Genomic DNA, 21,888 nt, shown 5'->3' on the forward strand with positions numbered 1-21,888 from the left:
GGACAAGTCCGGGTCTATTTTCACTGCCTAAGATCGGATCAATGCAGGATCTGGCTCAGGAACAACTTCGTACGGTCATTCTGCGGGTTGTCGAAGAAGTCATTCGGCGCAGCCTGTTCAACAATTTCGCCTTTGTCCATGAAGATCACGCGGTTGGCCACGGTGCGGGCGAAGCCCATCTCGTGGGTCACGCACAGCATGGTCATGCCGTCTTCGGCCAGGCCGATCATGGTGTCCAGAACCTCTTTCACCATTTCCGGGTCAAGGGCCGAGGTCGGTTCGTCGAACAGCATGATCTTCGGCTTCATGCACAGGGCACGGGCGATCGCCACGCGCTGTTGCTGGCCGCCAGAGAGCTGGCCCGGGTACTTGTGCGCCTGTTCCGGAATGCGTACGCGCTCCAGATAATGCATGGCGATTTCCTCGGCCTTGCGCTTGGGCATCTTGCGCACCCACATTGGCGCCAGGGTGCAGTTCTGCAGGATGGTCAGGTGCGGGAACAGGTTGAAGTGCTGGAACACCATGCCGACTTCGCGGCGGATCGCTTCGATCTGCTTGAGGTCGTTGGTCAGCTCGACACCGTCGACCACGATGCGGCCCTGCTGGTGTTCTTCCAGGCGATTGAGGCAGCGGATGGTGGTGGACTTGCCGGAACCCGAAGGGCCGCACAGGACGATACGCTCGCCCTGCTTGACGTTCAGGTTGATGTCTTTCAACACGTGGAACTGGCCGTACCACTTGTTTACGCCCTGCATCTGAATAATGCCTTCAGGGCTCACAGGCTGTTTGATCGCTTCACTCATGAGTCAACTCCTAACGCTTGTGGCCAGTGTCCAGCTTGCGTTCCAAATGCATGGAATAGCGGGACATACCAAAACAGAAAATCCAGAACACCAGGGCGGCGAATACATAGCCTTCGGTGGCCATGCCCAGCCATTTTGGGTCGGCGGCAGCTTGTTTCACGCTGTTGAGCAAGTCGAACAGGCCGATGATGATCACCAGGCTCGTGTCCTTGAACAATGCGATGAAGGTGTTGACGATCCCCGGGATCACCATCTTCAGGGCCTGCGGAAGAATCACCAGGCCCATGCTGCGCCAATAGCCCAGGCCCATCGCCGCGGCCGCTTCGTATTGCCCCTTCGGAATCGCTTGCAGACCGCCACGCACCACTTCGGCCACGTAGGCCGACTGGAACAGGATCACGCCGATCAGCGCCCGCAGCAGCTTGTCGAAGTTCATGCCCTCAGGCAGAAACAACGGCAGCATCACCGAGGACATGAACAGCACCGTGATCAACGGCACGCCGCGCCAGAACTCGATGAAGGTCACGCAGACCACGCGGATCGCCGGCATGTTCGAGCGCCGGCCCAGGGCCAGGACGATGCCCAGCGGCAGAGCACCGACGATACCGACGGTGGCGATCACCAACGTCAGCATCAGGCCGCCCCACTGGCTGGTCGCCACGGTATCCAGACCGAAAACGCCACCGTGCAGCAGGCACCAGGCAATGATCGGGTACAGCACCAGGAAGCTGAGGCCGTAGATCGCCTTGCGCGGGAAGCGCGAGATGAACAGCGGCGCCACGCCAAGCACTGCCGCCCACACCGTCAGGTCTACGCGCCAGCGCAGGCCTGTCGGGTAATAGCCGTACATGAACTGGCCGAAACGCTGTTGGATGAACACCCAGCAGGCGCCTTCCTTGGTGCAGTCGGCCTGGGTGGTGCCGACCCAGTTGGCATCGAGGATAGCCCAACCGAGGATCGGTGGGACTATCAGGTAGATCAGGTAGAACGCGAACAACGTCAGCAGCGTGTTGAGCCAGCTGGAGAACATGTTTGCGCGCATCCATGCCACCGGCCCGAACACTTTGCTCGGTGGCGGCATATCAGGTTTGAAAGTATGGGATGTCATGCGCTTTTCCTCACCGCTCGATCAGCGCAATGCGCTTGTTGTACCAGTTCATCAGCAAGGAAATGCTGATACTGATCGCCAGGTACACGCTCATGGTGATCGCGATCACCTCGATGGCCTGACCGGTCTGGTTCAACACCGTGCCGGCAAACAGCGAAACCATTTCCGGATAACCGATACCGGCCGCCAGCGAAGAGTTCTTCGCCAGGTTCAAGTATTGGCTGGTCAGCGGCGGGATGATCACGCGCAGGGCTTGCGGGATGATCACCTTGCGCAGGGTCGGACCGTTGCGCAGGCCCAGCGAGTGAGCCGCCTCGGTCTGGCCATGGCTGACCGACTTGATGCCCGAACGCACGATCTCGGCGATGAACGCCGCGGTGTACACCGTCAGCGCCAGGGTCAAGGCCAGCAGTTCCGGGATCAGTACCCAGCCACCGACAAAGTTGAACCCCTTGAGCTGCGGCATTTCCCAATGCACGGGCGCGCCGAAGATCAGTGCGCACAACGCCGGGATCACCAGGAACAGCGCCAGGCCCACCCAGAATTTATGGAACGGCTCGCCGGTCGCTTCGAAACGCTTGTTGGCCCAGCGGGTCATCAGCGCGATGGCGACGATCGCCAGCGCGACACTGGCCACGAACGGCCAGAACCCTTCCGCCACCAGCGCCGCCGGCATGTTCAGGCCACGGCTGCTGACGAAGAAGGTGTCGCCGAAGTTGTGGGCAGCCCGTGGTCCCGGCATCGTCAGGAATACCGCGAAGTACCAGAACAGGATCTGCAACAGCGGTGGGATGTTACGAAAGACCTCCACGTAGACGGTCGCCAGCTTGGAGATTATCCAATTCTTCGACAAGCGTGCGACGCCGATGATGAACCCCAGGATGGTCGCCAGAATCACGCCAATGAAGGTCACCAGGAGGGTGTTGAGCAAACCGATGACAAAGACGCGGGCATAACTGTCCGCTTCGGTGTAGTCGATCAGGTGTTGGGCGATGCCGAAACCGGCACTGCGCTCCAGAAAGCCGAAACCGGACGTGATGCCCCGGTGTTCCAGGTTGGTCTGTGTGTTATCGAACAGAAACCAGCCCAGCGAAATAACCGCCACGATGGTGACGATCTGAAATACCCACGCACGCACTCGTGGATCGCTGAGGCTGAGCCTCTGCTTAGGTGCGCCGATTGAATTTTGCATGAAGTGCCCCGCAAAGAATGGAACAGAACATCACCCGGTGGTTGGCCCACCGGGTGATAGAACCATCAGCGCACTGGTGGTGCGTATTGGATGCCGCCTGCGTTCCACAGAGCGTTCAGACCGCGATCGATCTGCAGCGGGGTGTCCTTGCCGAGGTTGCGCTCGAACATTTCACCGTAGTTGCCGACTTGCTTGACGATCTGCACGACCCAGTCTTTCGGCAGCTTCAGGTCTTTACCGTATTCACCGTCAGCGCCCAGCATACGAGCGACGTCCGGGTTCTTGGTGGACTTGGCTTCAGCTTCAACGTTCTTCGAAGTCACGCCTGCTTCTTCGGCATTGAGCATGGCGAAGCCAGTCCAACGCACGATGGCCAGCCACTCGTCGTCGCCGTTACGCACGACCGGGCCCAGTGGCTCCTTGGAGATGGTTTCCGGCAGGACCACGTAGTCCTTCGGCGAAGCCAGCTTGCTGCGCTGGGCGAACAGTTGGGACTTGTCGGAGGTCAGCACGTCGCAACGACCGGATTCCAGCGACTTGGCGCTTTCATCGGAGGTGTCGAAAGTGATCGGGGTGTACTTCAGGCCGTTGGCGCGGAAGTAGTCGGACACGTTCAGCTCGGTGGTGGTACCGGCCTGGATGCAGATGGTTGCACCGTCCAGTTCCTTGGCGCTCTTGACGCCCAATTTGCTGTTGGCCAGGAAGCCGATGCCGTCGTAGTAGGTAATGAAGCCCGGGAATTTCAAGCCCATGCCCGCATCACGGGAGCTGGTCATGGTGGAGTTGCGCGACAGCACGTCGATTTCGCCGGATTGCAGCGCGGTGAAGCGCTCCTTGGCGTTCAACTGGCTGAACTTGACCTTGGTCGCATCGCCAAACACCGCAGCGGCCACGGCACGGCAGAAGTCAGCGTCGATACCCACGATCTTGCCGGTGGAATCAGGCACCGAGAAACCCGGCAGGCCATCACTTACACCACATTGCACAAAACCTTTCTTCTGCACGGCATCCAGGGTTGCACCCGCCTGAGCGAACCCGCTGACACCGAGAACTGCTGCTGCAGTCACGACTGCCAGGGTGGATTTCAGTAACTTCATTCAAACCTCCAGTTTTGCTCTTGTTGTGTCGGAGCTGGGACCCTGTCGCACCCTTTTGAGGCATTGCCGACCCTTGTTGGCTTTTTTTAGGGTCAACCGACGTCTGGGCCTTCGCTATGAGTCTAATAAATGAGAGCGGCTATAAACGGCGCCTTACTCACTTCTCACCAATCGGCCGAACGGGCTGTAGCCCTTCACGTTCGCGAAGCCCGTAGCGGCTATTGGCGAACATCCATCACCGGATTTCTGATATCCCATGCGTCGCGTCGAGCTGATAGTGTTACCGCGCTGCGTAAGAATCATCATTCGGCTAAACCAATAGCAAAGCCCGTACCACACCGCTGCGCTTGTCCGTTACTGGCGACGTCAAGACAAAAACTTGTAGCATTGCGACATCTAATTAACTGAGGCACCAGGCGCGCACCGCAATCAGGCACTGATTGAGCGCACCCGCACATTTTTGGAGCACACCATGACCGACCCCTTGATTCTCGAGCCCTCCAGCACCGCCGATGCGTGCGTTATCTGGCTCCACGGCCTGGGCGCCGATCGCTACGACTTCATGCCGGTCGCCGAAATGCTGCAGCAAAGCCTGCTGACTACGCGCTTCGTATTGCCCCAGGCGCCGACGCAACCGGTGACCATCAATGGTGGCTACGCCATGCCCAGCTGGTATGACATTCGGGCCTTGAGCCCGGCGCGGGCGATCGACGAGCAACAACTGGACGCCTCGGCGCAACGGGTCATCGACCTGATGGAAACCCAGCGAGCCAGCGGAATAGACGCCTCGCGGATTTTCCTGGCAGGTTTTTCCCAAGGCGGAGCAGTGGTTTATCACACGGCATTCGTCAAGTGGCAGGGACCGCTGGGCGGCGTGATTGCGCTGTCCACTTATGCGCCAACTTTCGGCGAAGAACTGCAGTTGTCGGCCAGCCAGCAACGCATTCCGGTACTGGCGCTGCACGGACAGTACGACGAAGTGGTACTCAACCCGATGGGCCGGACCGCCAAAGAGTATCTGAAGCAGCATGGTGTCACCGTGACATGGCAAGAATACCCAATGGGCCACGAAGTGTTACCCGAGGAGATTCGCGACATCGGTACCTGGCTGGCGGAACGCTTGCGCTAAGAGGCAGATAGCCACGCCAGCGCTTTGATGATCACACTACGCCGCGCCCGTTTCTTGCATTACACTGGCCGGCGTACATTCCTTAACCAACCGATGAGATGACCGTGCTCAAAGCACTCAAGAAGATGTTCGGTAAAAGCGAGGCCGAGCAACTCGCGCCTGAAGCCAGCGCCCCCGTCCACGGCGCGAGCCGCACCGATGCGCACCAACCACGTCGGACCGCCCCCGTTGCGGACGCAAAACTATCGCCTTCGACCGCATCCGTTGCGCAACCTGTGGTGGCATCCGAGCCGGAAAAACCACGCAGCGAAGCCCCCAAGCCACGTCGCGAGCGCGCACCCAAACCGCCGGTCGTTGCCTGGAAGCTCGAAGACTTCGTCGTAGAACCCCAGGAAGGCAAAACCCGCTTCCACGATTTCAAGCTCGCCCCCGAGCTGATGCATGCCATCCAGGACCTGGGCTTCCCGTACTGCACGCCGATCCAGGCGCAAGTGCTGGGCTATACCCTCGCCGGCAAGGACGCCATCGGTCGTGCCCAGACCGGCACCGGCAAGACCGCCGCGTTCCTGATTTCGATCATCACCCAGTTGCTCCAGACCCCGCCCCCCAAGGAACGCTACATGGGCGAGCCGCGGGCGCTGATCATCGCGCCAACCCGTGAGCTGGTGGTGCAGATCGCCAAGGATGCCGCCGACCTGACCAAGTACACCGGCCTGAACGTGATGACGTTCGTCGGCGGCATGGATTTCGACAAGCAGCTCAAGCACCTCGAGGCCCGCCACTGCGACATCCTCGTGGCGACGCCGGGCCGCCTGCTGGACTTCAACCAGCGCGGCGACGTGCACCTGGACATGGTCGAAGTGATGGTGCTCGACGAGGCCGACCGAATGCTCGACATGGGCTTCATCCCCCAGGTACGCCAGATCATTCGCCAGACCCCGCCGAAAAACGAACGCCAGACATTGCTGTTTTCCGCCACCTTCACCGAAGACGTGATGAACCTGGCCAAGCAATGGACCACCGATCCTGCAATCGTCGAGATCGAAGCCGAAAACGTCGCCAGTGAAAATGTCGAACAGCACATCTATGCGGTCGCCGGTGCCGACAAGTACAAACTGCTCTACAACCTGGTCAACGACAACGGTTGGGAGCGGGTGATGGTCTTCGCCAACCGCAAGGACGAAGTGCGCCGCATCGAAGAACGCCTGGTGCGCGATGGCGTCAACGCCGCGCAACTGTCGGGCGACGTGCCGCAGCACAAGCGCATCAAGACACTTGAAGGTTTCCGCGAAGGCAAGATCCGCGTGCTGGTCGCCACCGACGTGGCCGGTCGCGGCATTCACATCGACGGCATCAGCCACGTGATCAATTTCACCCTGCCGGAAGTGCCGGACGACTACGTGCACCGTATCGGCCGCACCGGTCGTGCCGGGGCCGCCGGGGTTTCGATCAGCTTCGCCGGCGAGGATGATTCCTACCAGTTACCCTCGATCGAGGCACTGCTGGGCCGCAAGATCAGTTGCGAGATGCCGCCGACTCATCTGTTGCGGCCGGTCGAGCGCAAGCGACCTTAACCGTCTTCACAGTACCGAAAGCGCAGCCCAACCAGGCTGCGCTTTTTTTCGTCTTGGATACCCTGATAGTTCAGCAGGTTGCCTACCGCTTCCAGCGATCCGCCGCCGCATGATCACTGTCCCGCCCCTCGACCCAACGCGGGCCGTCGGCGGTATTTTCCTTTTTCCAGAACGGTGCGCGGGTCTTCAGGTAGTCCATGACAAAGGCGCAGGCCTCAAATGCCGCCTGGCGATGGGCGCTGGCAGCGCCGACAAAAACGATCGGCTCACCCGGTTCCAGGGCGCCGATGCGGTGCAATACCTCAAGCTTGAGCAGCGGCCAGCGCTGCTCGGCCTCGGTGGCGATCTTGCCCAGGGCTTTTTCGGTCATGCCCGGATAATGCTCGAGAAACATCCCGGACACATCGAGGCCGTCATTGAAGTCGCGCACGTAGCCGACAAAACTCACCACGGCGCCGACGCCGACATTTGCTGCCTGCATCGCATTGACCTCGGCCCCCGGGTCGAACGGCTCGGCCTGCACCCGAATCGCCATGGCTCAGCCTCCGGTCACGGTGGGAAAGAAGGCCACTTCGTCGCCGTCCGCCAGCGGTTCATCGAGCTGGCACAGGTCTTCGTTGCGGGCGCACATCAGGTTCTGCTCTCGCAGCACCTCGGCTCCGTCACGCTGAGCGAGCAATGCGCGCACATCGTCAACCGTGGCGAAAACGCCCTCCACTTTCAGCGAATCCACGCCGAGCGCTTCGCGATAACGGGCAAAGAACTTCACGGTGATGTTCATGGCGCATCCGCCTGGAAGTGGCCGCTCTTGCCGCCGAGTTTTTCCAGCACACGCACGCCCTCGATGGTCATGCCCCGGTCTACGGCCTTGCACATGTCGTAGAGGGTGAGCGCGGCGACGCTGGCGGCGGTGAGCGCCTCCATCTCGACACCGGTCTGTCCCGACAGCTTGCAGCGGGCCACGATGCGCACGCGATCCTCGCCTTCGGCGGTCAGTTCGACCTTGACGCTGGTGAGCATGAGCGGATGGCAGAGCGGGATCAGGTCGCTGGTTTTTTTCGCCGCCTGGATACCGGCAATGCGCGCGACGGCGAACACATCGCCCTTGGGATGGCCGCCGCTGACGATCATTTGCAGAGTATCGGGCAGCATGCGCACAAAGGCTTCGGCGGTGGCTTCGCGGAACGTCACGGCCTTGTCGGTCACGTCGACCATGTTGGCGCGACCTTGGGAATCGAGATGGGTCAGCACAGGGTAACTCCTGATCAGGAGCGTCGATTGTAAACCTGTGAGTCAAATTCCGGCAGGGTTGATTGTCGTACCCAAAATTGGACAAACCCAGCAGATCGCTTGTGGGAGCGAGCCTGCTCGCGAAGGCGGTGTATCAGATAAGAATATTTGGCTGACATACTGCATTCGCGAGCAGGCTCGCTCCCACAGGGTCATGTGGTGCATGGAAGAACCGGGCGACCTTGATGGCCGCCCGGTTCGCTTGAGTTACAGATGAGATTCGGCGTATTCGGCCAGGATCGAGCGCGGCACGCCCTGCAGGGTGATGTGGACGCCGTTGGGGAAGTCCTTGAAGCGTTCGGTCAGGTAGGTCAGCCCGGAGCTGGTCGCGGACAGGTAAGGGGTGTCGATCTGCGCCAGGTTACCCAGGCACACCACTTTGGAACCGGCGCCGGCACGGGTGATGATGGTTTTCATCTGGTGCGGGGTCAGGTTCTGGCATTCGTCGATCAGGATCAGGCTCTGCTGGAAGCTGCGGCCTCGGATGTAGTTGAGGGATTTGAACTGCAATGGCACTTTGCTGAGGATGTAGTCGACGCTGCCATGGGTGCTCTCGTCATCCATGTGCAAGGCTTCGAGGTTGTCGGTAATTGCACCCAGCCACGGCTCCATTTTTTCCGCTTCGGTACCGGGCAGGAAGCCGATTTCCTGGTCCAGGCCCTGCACGCTGCGAGTGGCGATGATGCGCCGGTAGCGCTTGCTGACCATGGTCTGTTCGATGGCGGCGGCGAGGGCCAGGATGGTCTTGCCGGAACCGGCGGCGCCGGACAGGTTGACCAGGTGGATGTCCGGGTCGAGCAAGGCGAACAGCGCCAGGCTCTGGTAGATGTCGCGAGGCTTGAGGCCCCACGCCTCCTGATGCAGCAGGGGTTCCTGGTGCAGGTCGAGGATCAGCAGCTTGTCGACCTGGATTTCCTTGATCCAGCCGACGAATCCTTGTTCATCGATAATGAATTCGTTGATGTGCACCGCCGGCAGGTTGTCGATCAGTTGCACCTGGTGCCAGGTGCGCCCATGGTCCTGGCGGGTCTCGACCTTGCTCACGCGGTCCCAGAAGGAGCCGGTCATGGTGTGGTAGCCGTTGGGCAACAGCGATACGTCGTCGACCAGTTGGTCGGTGCTGTAGTCCTCCGCCGCGATCCCGCAGGCGCGGGCCTTGAGGCGCATGTTGATGTCTTTGGTCACCAGCACCACGGCTTGTTCCTTGTTGCGCGCGTGCAGGTCGATCAGCTGGTTGATGATGATGTTGTCGTTCAGGTGTTCTGGCAGCACCAGGTTGGGTTCGGTGCGTTTGCTCATCAGGATCGAGAGCAGGCCCTTGGGGCCGCTCTTGCCGCGCTGGATCGGCACCCCCAGTTCAACGTCTTCTGGAGAGGCATCGCCCAGGGTCTTGTCGATCAGGCGGATCGCCTGGCGACATTCGGCCGCTACGCTGTGATGGCCACTCTTGAGCTTGTCCAGCTCTTCAAGGACGGTCATCGGCAGGGCAACATGGTGTTCTTCGAAATTCAGCAGCGCGTTTGGATCGTGGATCAATACGTTGGTATCGAGTACATACAGGATTGGCTGGTTGGAGGAAGGGCTACGTCCGTGGTCATCCATACTCGGTCACCTTTGTGGGGGCCATTCGACGCAATACCGTGACAGTGCTGCGCCTCGAGGTAGCCACCGAATTCACCCGCGAGGATTTCGGGTGAACTGCACACAATCTGGGTCTTGGAAGACGCCACCTGTGTTGCAGGTTTCGGCGGTCTGACTTCTTGATACTCCAAAAACGATGACAGGAAAAAGCACTTTGACGCTTTTTTGAAGTTTATTTTTCAGAGTGACGAATAACCCTTGGCGTAGTGCCCCGGCGCCGTTAAAGTCGGAAGTCCGGTCGCCCTGAATGCGCGCCCCGATTCCCGCCCCGCCCAATGTTTACGGGACTTTTGCCTTTTTTCAGCGAAACGCGTCCTGACACTCTTCCCAGCCGATCCCGCTTTGCGCCGTTTGCGTAACGAGCCAGGGCAGCGCCGTTTTCACCGCGTCCTGCTTGGCGTTGAAGTTGATGACCCCGTGGCGCCACAACAGCATCAGCGTCAGCGCGCGCTGGGCACTCTGCTCGGGCTTGAGGCGGTTGGTGCTGTCCTGGGGATCGATATCCCATAGCGCCACTTGCAGTCCCTGGTTCCTGAAGAATGCCTGGGCATCGCCTCGACGCTGGCCCTGTGGCGGACGGAACAAGGGCACGTAATTCTCCGGCAGCCGGCCCTTGACCAGGTCAACGCTGCGCCGTACCGAGTCCTGCCAGTCCTGCCAATGGCTGTGGGAGCGGAACTCCCAGCCCTGCACCCCGACGCATTGCCCAGCAAACAGAGTCTGGAGATCATTTGCCGAGCCGTCTGTCAGACGCGCCTGGATGTCCTTGCCCAGCACAAAAAAAGTGCCGTTCATGTTCGACTTGCGCAGGTACTCGGTCAGCCAGGGCGTGTGGTCCGGCGCGACGTTGGCAGCGCTGTCGAAGGTCAGCAAGAACAGTCGGTCATTCATCTGCTCACCGTTGCGCTCGTAATCGCCGAAACGCTCGACTTCGCTGCTGACCTGGGGAAACAGCGCAGCCTTGCGCAGCAGCTCGTCGCGGTATTGCGTATGAAAGATCCGGCTCGGCTCGGCCCACTTGATGTAATAGGAATTGTCGTCGAGCCGGAACCGGGCCGCTTCTTCGCGCAGGGTCGCCATGTCCTCGACCAGGTAGCAGAAGGAGGCATCCAGCGTGCAACTGCGCTGGGCGAAGTTGTAGCTCGAAAGCAGGCGCTGCCACAGCCGTGTGCGCAAGGCGTTCACTGCGACCATATTGACCGAGCGCAGCCCCAGGTATTGCTTGAGGGCTATTTCGTCCATGGCATCGGCATCCAGCAATACCCGGGCGAACATCAGGACCTCGGCCCGCGAAGCCACATCGAACAGCGTCGGGCTGGTGAGCTGTTCAGGCCAGGTGCTGCGGTCCAGGGTAGCGACATCGTTGGGCGCAGCGAAAGCGCCGAGGCTCAACAACCAGGCCGACAGTAAAAGGACGATACGCAAAAGGGATGCTCCATAACGAACCCGCGCGGGATGATAGCTGATCCAGAAGCAGTCCCCTATGGCGCACGAAGCTTTATGGCGAGGGGATTTATCCCCGTTGGGGTGCGAAGCAGCCCTGAGAAATCTGCAGCCTGGAACATCTTTTTGGACTGCTGCGCAGTCCAGCGGGGATAAGCCCCTCGCCACAATGTGCACCCGACGAGAGTGTGACGGTTCGCATCGCCACCCATCCCCTATCACCTCAATAGCTGGAGTCCACCCGGACAACCCCCTAGAATCGCCGCACCCTTAAAGGAGACGTTTGCATGCTGATGGTGATTTCCCCCGCCAAGACCCTCGATTACGAAACACCGCCGGCCACCGAGCGTTTTACCCAGCCGCAGTACCTGGATCACTCCCAAGAGCTGATTGAACAATTGCGCGAATTCTCGCCGGCGCAGATCAGCGAGTTGATGCACGTCTCCGACAAGATCGGCGGCCTCAATGCCGCGCGATTCGGCAGCTGGAACCCGGCGTTTACCCCGGCCAATGCCAAACAGGCGCTGCTGGCGTTCAAGGGCGATGTGTACACCGGCCTCGACGCGCAAAGCCTCGGTGAAGCCGATTTCGACTACGCCCAACAGCACCTGCGCATGCTCTCCGGCCTCTACGGTCTGCTGCGTCCGCTGGACTTGATGCAACCCTATCGCCTGGAGATGGGCACGAAGCTGGCCAATGCCCGGGGCAAGGACCTTTATGCATTCTGGGGCACCCGCATCAGCGAATGGCTGAACGAAGCCTTGGCCGATCAGGGCGACGACGTACTGTTGAACCTGGCTTCCAATGAATATTTCTCGGCGGTCAAGCGCAGTGCACTGAAAGCCCGCGTCATCGATGCCGAGTTCAAGGATCTGAAGAACGGCCAATACAAGATCATCAGTTTCTACGCCAAGAAAGCCCGGGGCTTGATGAGCCGGTTTGTCATCGAGCAGCGCATCAACGATCCCGTGCAACTCAAACACTTCGATGTACAGGGCTATCGTTACAACCGCGAACAATCTTCCCCGAACAAGTTGGTCTTTTTGCGCGACCACGCCCCGCAATAACGCAACACCGGTTTTGGGCCCCGATAAGGGGCCTCGATCATCCCGCTATATGTCATCCCACTTCCCCACCGCACTTGACACTTTCTTGGCGTCAACAAAACAAACACCCCCTGCTCTAACTTTTCTTTCACTCGACAAATGTCAGATTTTTCCGTAGTGGCACGGAAATTTTTCATCAGTAGTGGCACAAAACTATCTCCCCCCGCCAACTCCCCGAAACTAAAGGGCAAAAGCACGCGTGCTATCAATTTGAGAGCAGTGCCATCTAGGCAGATATTTCGAAAAATTTCGAAAATGGCGATGAGCGGATCGGAACTATGTGAAATTGCACGGCTCATACCACCCGTAACGATTCTCGCCGAGCGTGTACGAGATAACTTACGTGGCACGTCGTCCGAAGTAACCGAGTTGTCACGACAACTTAGCGAAACGGTCGTCTAATTGGATCCACCCTTAAAAGGACGGGAGATAAAGCACCATTTGTATCCCCTACAAGGCCAAGGCTGCGCCCCTATAACGTGCTCACCCGAGCACACAAGCTTCTGATTTTGTGGGCTTTTTGCCAGAAATCGGAAAGTGAACGACCGTTGCACGAACGTCCCGCCAACGAGGACTGGCTGCATAACAGGGCAGGTCATAACAACTAGGCCGCTTTGCGCACAACTTGAGTGCATTTATTTAGACACTCGGAACTTAGTATGCCTGCACACGGCACTGTGGCGCCTGCATTCCACACTTCCGAGTGCGCGATGACCGCTGAACACTTATTAACTCCGGCCATTTGATGGCGTGAAAACAGAGGTAAATGCGATGCGCATTAGCATATTTGGTTTGGGTTACGTCGGTGCAGTATGTGCCGGTTGCCTGTCTGCACGGGGCCATGATGTAGTTGGCGTAGATGTCGCCAAAGACAAGATCGACATGATCAACGCCGGTAAATCACCGATCGTTGAACCGGGCCTGGGCGAGCTATTGGCGCAAGGCATTCAAACGGGTCGCCTGCGCGGTACTACCAACTTCGCCGAAGCTATTCGTGATACTGACCTGTCGATGATTTGCGTCGGTACACCGAGCAAAAAGAACGGCGACCTGGAACTGAACTACATCGAAGCCGTGTGCCGCGAGATCGGTTTTGTCCTGCGTGACAAGACCACCCGTCACACCATCGTGGTTCGCAGTACCGTACTGCCGGGCACCGTGGCCAATGTGGTCATCCCGATCCTCGAAGACTGCTCCGGCAAGAAAGCCGGCGTCGATTTCGGCGTCGCGGTCAACCCTGAGTTCCTGCGTGAAAGCACCGCGATCAAGGACTACGACCAGCCGCCAATGACCGTCATCGGCGAGTTCGACAAAGCCTCGGGCGACGTCCTGCAATCGCTGTACGAAGAACTCGACGCACCGGTCATCCGCAAGGACATCGCTGTCGCCGAGATGATCAAGTACACCTGCAACGTCTGGCACGCCACCAAGGTGACCTTCGCCAACGAGATCGGCAACATCGCCAAGGCCGTCGGCGTCGATGGTCGTGAAGTGATGGACGTAGTCTGCCAGGACAAGGTCCTGAACCTGTCCCAGTACTACATGCGTCCAGGCTTCGCTTTCGGCGGCTCGTGCCTGCCAAAAGACGTGCGCGCCCTGACCTACCGTGCAGGCTCGCTGGACGTGGAAGCGCCGCTGCTCAACTCGCTGATGCGCAGCAACGAATCCCAGGTGCAGAACGCCTTCGACATCGTCTCCAGCCACGACAAGCGCAAAGTCGCCCTGCTGGGCCTGAGCTTCAAGGCCGGCACCGACGACCTGCGTGAAAGCCCACTGGTGGAACTGGCGGAAATGCTGATCGGCAAGGGTTTCGACCTGAAGATCTACGACAGCAACGTCGAATACGCACGCGTCCACGGTGCGAACAAGGATTACATCGAGTCGAAGATTCCTCACGTCTCGTCCTTGCTCAATTCCGACTTCGACGCGGTGATCGACAACTCCGACATCATCATCCTTGGTAACCGCGACGAGAAGTTCCGCGCGCTGACCGAGAACGTACCGGAAGGCAAGCAGGTCATCGACCTGGTTGGCTTCATGTCCAAGGCCACCTCCCCGAGTGGCCGGACCGAAGGCATCTGCTGGTAAGTCTGTTAGCCGGCCGGGGCTTGCCCCGGCCGGCCTTTCGCCTGCCTTAACCCATCGGGCCGCCCACAAGGCCCGCCCGAGATAGAGACGGATGCAGATTATGCACAGGCTAAAGCACGGCCTGCTTCAGGCCGCCGGTTGGCTGTTTTACTTGAGTTTATTGATGGGCATCGCCACGGCGCTGCCCACGTCCACGTTCGACTCCGAATCGAAGGATTTCATCTTCCTGATCGGCGCCGTGGGCATCTGGCGTTATTCCATGGGCGCGACGCATTTCGTGCGCGGCATGATTTTCCTGTACATCGTCTACCCACACCTGCGCCGCAAAGTGCGCAAGCTGGGCAAGGCGGCGGATCCGTCCCACGTCTACCTGATGGTCACCAGCTTCCGCATCGATGCGCTGACCACCGCCCAGGTCTACAGCTCGGTCATCCGCGAAGCCATCGACTGCGGGCTGCCGACCACCGTGGTCTGCTCCATCGTGGAAATGTCCGACGAACTGCTGGTCAAGAGCCTCTGGGCCCGCATGAACCCGCCAGAGCACGTCAAGCTGGACTTCGTGCGCATTCCCGGTACCGGCAAGCGTGACGGCCTGGCCTTCGGTTTCCGTGCCATCTCCCGTCACTTGCCGGACGACCGTGCCGTCGTGGCCGTGATCGACGGCGATACCGTCCTGGCCGAAGGCGTCGTGCGCAAGACCGTGCCGTGGTTCCAGCTGTTCGGCAACGTCGGCGGCCTGACCACTAACGAGTTCTGCGAAGTGCGCGGCGGCTACATCATGAGCGAGTGGCACAAGCTGCGTTTCGCCCAGCGTCACATCAACATGTGCTCCATGGCCCTGTCCAAGCGCGTGTTGACCATGACCGGGCGTATGTCGGTGTTCCGCGCCACCGTCGTGACCAACCCGGACTTCATCGCCGACGTCGAAAGCGACTCGCTGCAACACTGGCGCCTGGGCCGCTTCAAGTTCCTCACCGGCGATGACAAGTCGAGCTGGTTCAGCCTGATGCGCCTGGGCTACGACACGTTCTACGTGCCGGACGCCGCCATCAACACGGTTGAGCACCCGCCGGAAAAAAGCTTCATCAAGGCGAGCCGCAAACTGATGTTCCGCTGGTACGGGAACAACCTGCGGCAGAACTCCCGGGCATTGGGCCTGGGCATGAAACGTCTGGGCCTGTTCACCTCGGTCGTGCTGTTCGATCAGCGCGTGTCGATGTGGACCTCGCTGCTGGGCCTGACCGTGGCGATCATCGCCAGTGTCAAGTACGGCACCGCGTTCATCCTGGTGTACCTGCTGTGGATCGGTATCACGCGGTTGCTCCTGACGCTGCTGCTGTCGTGCTCCGGACACCGGATCGGTCCGGCCTACCCGGCGATTCTCTATTACAACCAGATCGTCGGCGCGCTGGTGAAGATCTACGTGTTCTTCCGCCTCGATCAACAATCCTGGACTCGCCAGCCCACCCACCTGACCCGTGATCTCGCCAGCTTTCAACGTTGGTTCAACACTTGGTCGTCTCGGACCATGACCTTCTCCGCCGGCAGCATCTTTGTCGCCGTGCTGCTGACGATGGTCTGACCGGACTTGAATGAATTAACTAGGAAATCGCCCCTATGAACACCGCCGTGAATGTCAACGTAGTGCATGAATCCGAAGCCCAACGCCAACACGCCCGGGTCAAAATCCCGGCCAAGTTGCGCTTCTTCGGCCCCGACCGTACGCCGATGGAAGTCAAGGTCCTCGACCTGTCCGCCGGTGGGTTGTGCTTCAACGCCGGCCAACTGCCGCTCAAGGTTGGCGAGACCTACAAGGCGCGCCTGCAGTTCGTGATCGACAACCTCGGCCTGGCCATGGACGTCGAATTGCAGATCCGTTCCTACGACCGCCAGACCGGCCGCGCCGGTTGCCAGTTCCAGAACCTGGAGCCGCGGGACATCTCGACACTGCGCCACATCATCACCTCGCACCTGGCCGGCGACATCGTCGGCGTCGGTGATGTGCTGGCGACCCTGCAACGCGACAACTTCACCAAGGCTCGCAAGCAGAAAGATGAAAACGGTGGCATGAGCGCCTTCGGTCGCCTGCGCGCCGTGACCTTCAGCCTGGGCATCTTCATTGTCGGCCTGGCGGCATTCGGCTTCATCTTCAAGTCGGTGTACGGCATGTACTTCGTCAGCCACGCCCAGGCCGGCATCGTCAACGTACCGGGCATGGCCATCACCATGCCGCGCGACGGCACCGTGCAAAGCCTGGTCAAGGCCGACGGCCTGGCCGCCAAAGGCGCTCCGCTGGCGACCTTCAGCACCAGCATGCTCGACGTGCTCAAGGGTCACCTGGACGACAACCAGCTGCAGCCAGCCAAGGTCGAGGAACTGTTCGGCAAGCAAATGACCGGCACCCTGACCTCGCCATGCGATTGCATCGTGGCCCAGCAACTGGTTTCCAACGGCCAGTACGCCAGCAAGGGTGACGTGATCTTCCAACTGGTTCCTCGCGGCGCCGAAGCCAACGTCGAGGCACGTTTCTCCTATCGCCAGTTCGGCGACGTGCGTCCAGGCACCCCGGTCAGCTTCCAGGTAGCCGGCGAAGACGCCACCCGCACCGGCAAGATCGTCAGCAGCACCAGCCTGAAAAGCGCCGACCTGTCTTCCGATATCCGTGTGCTGATCCAGCCTGACGAAGCCCTGGACAGCGCGCTGGCCGGCCGTCCGGTGGAAGTCGTCAGCGACCGTGGCCCGAACTTGAACTGGCTGATCGACAAAGCCATGGCCGTCGGTCTTTAAGTCGAGGAAATGCCCGTGATCACTTCACAAAACAACAATGCACCGCATTCCCTGTGGGAGCGAGCTTGCTCGCGATGGGATCGACGCGGTCTGTCTGGTACATCGAGCGGCCTGCATCGCGAGCAAGCTCGCTCCCACACAGGATATGCGTTGTGTGCTCTGGCGCTGGCAGTCAGTCTTAGCGGTTGCGCCGGCCTGCCCGACCAGCGCCTGGCCAACGAAGCCCTCAAGCGCGGCGACACGGCGTTGGCGCAGCAGAACTATCAGCAACTGGCAGACCTGGGCTACAGCGAGGCCCAGGTGGGCCTGGCCGATATCCAGGTAGACAGCCGCGACCCCGAGCAGATGAGAAAGGCCGAGGCGACCTACCGCGCCGCCGCCGACATCTCGCCGCGCGCCCAGGCTCGCCTGGGTCGCCTGCTGGTGGCCAAGCCCGGTTCCACCGAAGCTGAAAAGCACGAAGCCGAAGGCCTGTTGAAAAAAGCCTTTGCCAACGGTGAAGGCAATACGCTGATCCCGCTGGCGATGCTGTACCTGCAATATCCCCACAGCTTCCCGAACGTCAACGCGCAGCAACAGATCAGCCAATGGCGCAGCGCCGGTTATCCGGAAGCGGGCCTGGCGCAGATCCTGCTCTATCGCACCCAGGGTACGTACGACCAGCATCTGGACGAAGTGGAAAGAGTCTGCAAGGCCGCCTTGGCGACCACCGACATCTGCTACGTCGAACTGGCCACGGTCTATCAGAAACGCGGCCAGCCGGAACAGCAGGCCGAGCTGATCAAGCAGATGCAGGCCGGTCACGCTCGCGGTGTGGTCTCGGCCCAGCGCGTGGACAGTGTCGCGCGTGTCCTGGCCGATTCCAGCCTGGGCAAGACCGACGAGAAAACCGCTCAGTCGCTGCTCGAAGGCATCGCGCCCGGCAACCCTGCTTCCTGGGTCAGCCTGGCGCAGCTGCTCTACGATTTCCCCGAGTTGGGCGACGTCGACAAGATGATGCAATACCTGGAAAACGGCCGCGCCGCCGACCAGCCGCGCGCCGAGCTGTTGCTGGGCAAGCTGTACTACGAAGGCAAATGGGTACCCGCCGACGCCAAGGTCGCCGAGGCGCATTTCCAGAAAGCCGTGGGCCGTGAAGTGGCCGCCGATTACTACCTCGGCCAGATCTATCGTCGCGGCTACCTGGGCCAGGTGTACTCGCAAAAGGCCCTGGATCACCTGCTCAAGGCCGCCCGCAACGGCCAGAACAGCGCCGACTACGCCATTGCCCAGCTGTTTTCCCAAGGCAAGGGCACCAAGCCCAACCCGGTCAACGCTTATGTGTTCAGCCAGTTGGCCAAGGCGCAAAACACCCCGCAAGCCATCGAGCTTGCCCAGACCCTCGAAGAACAATTACCGCCGGAACAACTTGCACAAGCGCAACGCCTGCTACAACAAGAGCAGGCCATTCGCGGCGCCATGAGCCCCGATACGCTGGAACTGCAAGCCCTAAAAGAAGATGACGGCGAGGAACCTCTATGAAGCTTTTGAAGCTCAATCCTTTTGTACAGGCCGGTATTGGCCTGTCGTTTGCCCTGCTGTGGTCCTGCCCGACCCTGGCGGCCCTGACCGATAGCAAGAATTTCGGCCTGGAAGTGAAGATCACCGGCCAGTCCGAAGATGACCGCGACCTCGGCACCCAGCGTGGTGGCGACGTCAACGGCATCGGCCTCGACCTGCGCCCTTGGGTCTACGGCGAAAGCGGTGCGTGGAGTGCCTATGCCATGGCCCAGGCCGTGACGTCCACCGACATCATCGAGACCGACACCCTGCAACAGTCGGACGACGCGACCCAGCAAACCGACAGCGGCGACCGCGAGGCCAAGAAAAGCTACCTGGCCATGCGCGAATTCTGGATTGGCTACCGGGGCCTGACCCCTTATCCGGGCGAGCAGTTGAAGTTCGGCCGTCAACGCCTGCGCAATGACGACGGGCAATGGCGCGACACCAACATCGAAGCCCTGAACTGGACCTTCGACACCACGCTGCTGCGCGCCAACCTGGGCGTCGCCGAGCGGTTCAGCGAATACCGCACCGACCTCAAGGAGCTGTCGCCCCAGGACAAGGACCGTATGCATGTCTACGGTGACGTCGGCTATCAGTGGATGCCAGGCCAATGGGCCGGGATCCGTGCCCACCACAGCCATGACAGCGGCAGCCTCGACTACCCGGTCCCGGGCCAGGCCACCGACACCCTGGACAAGACCCAGAACGGTGATCTGACCTGGCTCGGCCTGGAAGCCAACAGCGACGCCTACAACTGGCGCAACACCAATACCGTCAACTACTGGGCAAGCGTCACCGGCATGACCGGCGACCGCGACACCGTCAACCCGCTGAACGCCGACGGCACCCGCCCCGCGCAGCTCAAGCGCAGCGACGACGTCGACGGCTGGGCCACCGACCTGGGTATCCGCCTGCGCCTCGACCCGCAATGGCAAGTCGGTGCGGCCTATGCCCGCGCCAGCGAGGACTACGAACAGAACGGCCTGCAAAGCAACCGCTCGAACTTCACCGGCACCCGCTCGCGCGTGCATCGTTTCGGCGAGGCGTTCCGTGGCGAGATGGCCAACACCCAGAGCGCCAGCCTGTTCGGTTCCTGGCAGTTGCGTGACGAATACGACGCCAGCCTGGTGTATCACAAGTTCTGGCGCGTGGACGGCAACAAGGCAGTGGGCAGCAACGGCATCAACGCCGTGGAAAACAACACCGATGACGTGACCGGCGCGATCCTGTCCACCTCGTCCCTGCCGCTGCGCGACGGCAACAAGGACCTGGGCCAGGAAGTCGACCTGGTCGTCACCAAGTACTTCAAGCAAGGCCTGCTGCCGGCTGCGCTGAGTCAATCGATTGATGAGCCGTCGGCGCTGGTGCGCTTTCGTGGCGGCGTGTTCAAGCCAGGCGACGCCTACGGCAAAGAGGTCGATTCGTACATGCATCGCGCCTTTGTCGACGTGATCTGGCGCTTCTGATGCGAACGGCCATGGGAGTGCCCGATATGAACCACTACCTCAGGAACAGCCAGGCGATGAAAGGTTCGATCAGCCTGTTGGCCGCAGCCATGCTGCTGGCCGGCTCGTCGGCGTTCGCCAACGTTGAACCGGTGGTCAAGCCGGGCAACGTGGTCAAGGAACTGCAGCAAGCCAAGACCTACACCGTCAGCAGCGCGCCAACCGAACCGCTGGAACTGGCCGCACCGACCCTGCCCGACCTCTCCGGCTACACCGCCGAAGCGGTCGCGGCGAAGATCGTGCGCAGCAAGCCCGGCAAGGTCAGCGTGCGGCGGATGATGCAGGAAAACGCCTTGAAGGACTTCATCGGCGGCGACAACAAGATGGCCGAGTGGGTGGTGCGCCAGCACGGCATCCCGCAGGCCATCTTCATCGACGACGGCTACATGAACCTCAAGGATCTGGTCAAGAAGGTGCCCAAGCAGTACCTCAAGGAAACTTCGCCAGGCGTCTTCCTGGCGCGGATTCCGATTGTCGTGGGCGAAAAAGGCATCCTGGAGATCGACAAGCAGACCCAGGAACTGCGCCTGTCCCAAGAGGGCGGCTCGTTCCTGGTCAACGATGGCCGGATGTTCATCCGCGACACCAAGGTCACCGGCTGGCGTGAAAAGGACAACGGCCCCGCGACGTTCCGTTCGGCCAACGAGTTCCGGCCGTTCCTGCTGTCCTGGGGCGGCACCGAGACCTACATCGTCAACACCAAGATGGCCAGCTTCGGCTACGCCAACAGTAAGTCGTATGGGGTGAGTATTTCCCAGTACACGCCGAACATGGCCAAGGTCCTCAAGCGCCCGGAACCGACCGGCTGGATCATCGGTTCCGAGTTCTCGGACATGTGGTACGGCTTCTACTGCTACGAAACCAACGATTTCGTGGTCAAGAGCAACACCTACAAAGACAACATCGTCTACGGCATCGACCCCCACGACCGTTCCCATCGGCTGATCATTGCCGACAACACCGTGTACGGGACCAAGAAAAAGCACGGGATCATTATTTCCCGTGAGGTCAACGACAGCTTCATTTTCAACAACCGCAGCTACGACAACAAACTCTCGGGCCTGGTGATCGACCGTAACAGCGTGAACAACGTGATCGCCTACAACGAGATCTACAAGAACCACACCGACGGCATCACGCTTTATGAGAGTGGTGACAACCTGTTGTGGGGCAACAAGGTGATCAGCAACCGCCGCCACGGCATTCGGATTCGTAACAGCGTGAACATCCGCTTGTACGAAAACCTGTCCATGGCCAACGGCCTGACCGGTCTTTATGGCCACATCAAGGACCTCTCCGACACTGACCGGGACATCAAGCTCGACCCGTTCGACGCCCAGGTCTCCTTGATCGTGGTCGGCGGCGAACTGGCCGGCAATGGCAGCGGCCCGTTGTCCATCGACTCGCCATTGAGTGTCGAGCTGTACCGCGTGTCCATGCTCGCGCCGACCAAATCCAGCGGCATCAGCTTCACGGGGATCCTTGGCGAACGCCAGGACGAAATCCTCGACCTGCTGGTGCGCCAGCAAAAAGCCGTGCTGATCGACCCTGTCGAACGCCAGACCGAAATGCGGGACTGA

At 60.3% G+C, this 21,888-nt stretch carries 18 protein-coding genes; 9 read left to right on the plus strand and 9 right to left on the minus strand.

Features of this window, described 5'->3' with window-relative positions; translation table 11 throughout:
• Nucleotides 1-38 precede the first annotated feature (38 nt).
• The 4 genes from J3P96_RS22830 to J3P96_RS22845 form a co-directional block, all read right to left on the minus strand.
• The gene (locus tag J3P96_RS22830) at nt 39-803 is read right to left on the minus strand and encodes an amino acid ABC transporter ATP-binding protein (RefSeq protein WP_003178331.1); all 765 of its coding nucleotides are present in this window, start codon (nt 801-803) and stop codon (nt 39-41) included.
• 10 nt (nt 804-813) lie between these two features.
• The gene (locus J3P96_RS22835) at nt 814-1,911 is read right to left on the minus strand and encodes an amino acid ABC transporter permease (RefSeq protein ID WP_186705160.1); all 1,098 of its coding nucleotides are present in this window, start codon (nt 1,909-1,911) and stop codon (nt 814-816) included.
• 10 nt (nt 1,912-1,921) lie between these two features.
• Entirely contained in the window at nt 1,922-3,103 is a 1,182-nt protein-coding gene (locus J3P96_RS22840) for an amino acid ABC transporter permease (protein WP_434653595.1), read from the minus strand.
• Nucleotides 3,104-3,168: 65 nt separating this feature from the next.
• Nucleotides 3,169-4,200: an amino acid ABC transporter substrate-binding protein gene (locus tag J3P96_RS22845; RefSeq protein ID WP_186610954.1), complete on the minus strand. Its 1,032-nt coding sequence runs from the start codon at nt 4,198-4,200 to the stop codon at nt 3,169-3,171.
• A 472-nt stretch (nt 4,201-4,672) separates the two neighbouring features.
• On the opposite strand from J3P96_RS22845, the gene J3P96_RS22850 reads away from it, so the two are divergent.
• A complete protein-coding gene (locus tag J3P96_RS22850) occupies nt 4,673-5,329 on the plus strand; it encodes an alpha/beta hydrolase (RefSeq protein WP_434653596.1) in 657 nt (218 codons plus the stop codon).
• 98 nt (nt 5,330-5,427) lie between these two features.
• On the plus strand, nt 5,428-6,903 hold the full coding sequence (rhlB, locus tag J3P96_RS22855) for an ATP-dependent RNA helicase RhlB (protein WP_434569712.1): 1,476 nt from the start codon (nt 5,428-5,430) through the stop codon (nt 6,901-6,903).
• Between the two features lie 82 nt (nt 6,904-6,985).
• Here rhlB and moaE read toward each other — a convergent pair whose 3' ends face one another.
• From moaE to J3P96_RS22880, 5 genes are all read right to left on the minus strand, one after another.
• Nucleotides 6,986-7,438, minus strand: a complete 453-nt coding sequence (gene moaE, locus J3P96_RS22860) for a molybdopterin synthase catalytic subunit MoaE (protein ID WP_434653597.1) — start codon at nt 7,436-7,438, stop codon at nt 6,986-6,988.
• 3 nt (nt 7,439-7,441) lie between these two features.
• Nucleotides 7,442-7,684: a MoaD/ThiS family protein gene (locus J3P96_RS22865; protein ID WP_305496595.1), complete on the minus strand. Its 243-nt coding sequence runs from the start codon at nt 7,682-7,684 to the stop codon at nt 7,442-7,444.
• A complete protein-coding gene (gene moaC, locus J3P96_RS22870; protein WP_434625912.1) occupies nt 7,681-8,154 on the minus strand; it encodes a cyclic pyranopterin monophosphate synthase MoaC in 474 nt (157 codons plus the stop codon). The genes J3P96_RS22865 and moaC overlap by 4 nt, the downstream gene beginning before the upstream one ends.
• A gap of 246 nt (nt 8,155-8,400) precedes the next feature.
• Nucleotides 8,401-9,795 carry a PhoH family protein gene (locus J3P96_RS22875; protein ID WP_434653598.1) on the minus strand — a complete coding sequence of 465 codons (1,395 nt, stop codon included), beginning with the start codon at nt 9,793-9,795 and terminating at the stop codon, nt 8,401-8,403.
• 339 nt (nt 9,796-10,134) lie between these two features.
• Nucleotides 10,135-11,259, minus strand: coding sequence for a polysaccharide deacetylase family protein (locus J3P96_RS22880; protein ID WP_434653599.1), 1,125 nt, complete (start codon nt 11,257-11,259; stop codon nt 10,135-10,137).
• Between the two features lie 305 nt (nt 11,260-11,564).
• Between J3P96_RS22880 and yaaA the strand changes: the two genes are divergently transcribed.
• From yaaA to algG, 7 genes are all read left to right on the plus strand, one after another.
• On the plus strand, nt 11,565-12,344 hold the full coding sequence (yaaA, locus tag J3P96_RS22885) for a peroxide stress protein YaaA (protein ID WP_434653600.1): 780 nt from the start codon (nt 11,565-11,567) through the stop codon (nt 12,342-12,344).
• Nucleotides 12,345-13,154: 810 nt separating this feature from the next.
• Nucleotides 13,155-14,471 (plus strand): nucleotide sugar dehydrogenase, encoded by a 1,317-nt coding sequence (locus J3P96_RS22890; protein ID WP_305496603.1) that lies wholly within the window; start codon nt 13,155-13,157, stop codon nt 14,469-14,471.
• A gap of 100 nt (nt 14,472-14,571) precedes the next feature.
• Entirely contained in the window at nt 14,572-16,053 is a 1,482-nt protein-coding gene (gene alg8, locus J3P96_RS22895; protein ID WP_370870998.1) for a mannuronan synthase, read from the plus strand.
• A gap of 35 nt (nt 16,054-16,088) precedes the next feature.
• Nucleotides 16,089-17,258 (plus strand): alginate biosynthesis protein Alg44, encoded by a 1,170-nt coding sequence (locus J3P96_RS22900; protein ID WP_305496605.1) that lies wholly within the window; start codon nt 16,089-16,091, stop codon nt 17,256-17,258.
• Nucleotides 17,259-17,267: 9 nt separating this feature from the next.
• Nucleotides 17,268-18,779, plus strand: coding sequence for an alginate biosynthesis TPR repeat lipoprotein AlgK (gene algK, locus J3P96_RS22905; RefSeq protein WP_434653601.1), 1,512 nt, complete (start codon nt 17,268-17,270; stop codon nt 18,777-18,779).
• A 5-nt stretch (nt 18,780-18,784) separates the two neighbouring features.
• Nucleotides 18,785-20,269 carry an alginate export family protein gene (locus J3P96_RS22910; RefSeq protein WP_305501346.1) on the plus strand — a complete coding sequence of 495 codons (1,485 nt, stop codon included), beginning with the start codon at nt 18,785-18,787 and terminating at the stop codon, nt 20,267-20,269.
• A gap of 26 nt (nt 20,270-20,295) precedes the next feature.
• A complete protein-coding gene (gene algG, locus J3P96_RS22915; protein ID WP_434653602.1) occupies nt 20,296-21,888 on the plus strand; it encodes a mannuronan 5-epimerase AlgG in 1,593 nt (530 codons plus the stop codon).

The sequence above is a fragment of the Pseudomonas sp. R3-56 genome (genome assembly GCF_051132075.1).
In the GTDB taxonomy this organism is placed as follows: domain Bacteria; phylum Pseudomonadota; class Gammaproteobacteria; order Pseudomonadales; family Pseudomonadaceae; genus Aquipseudomonas.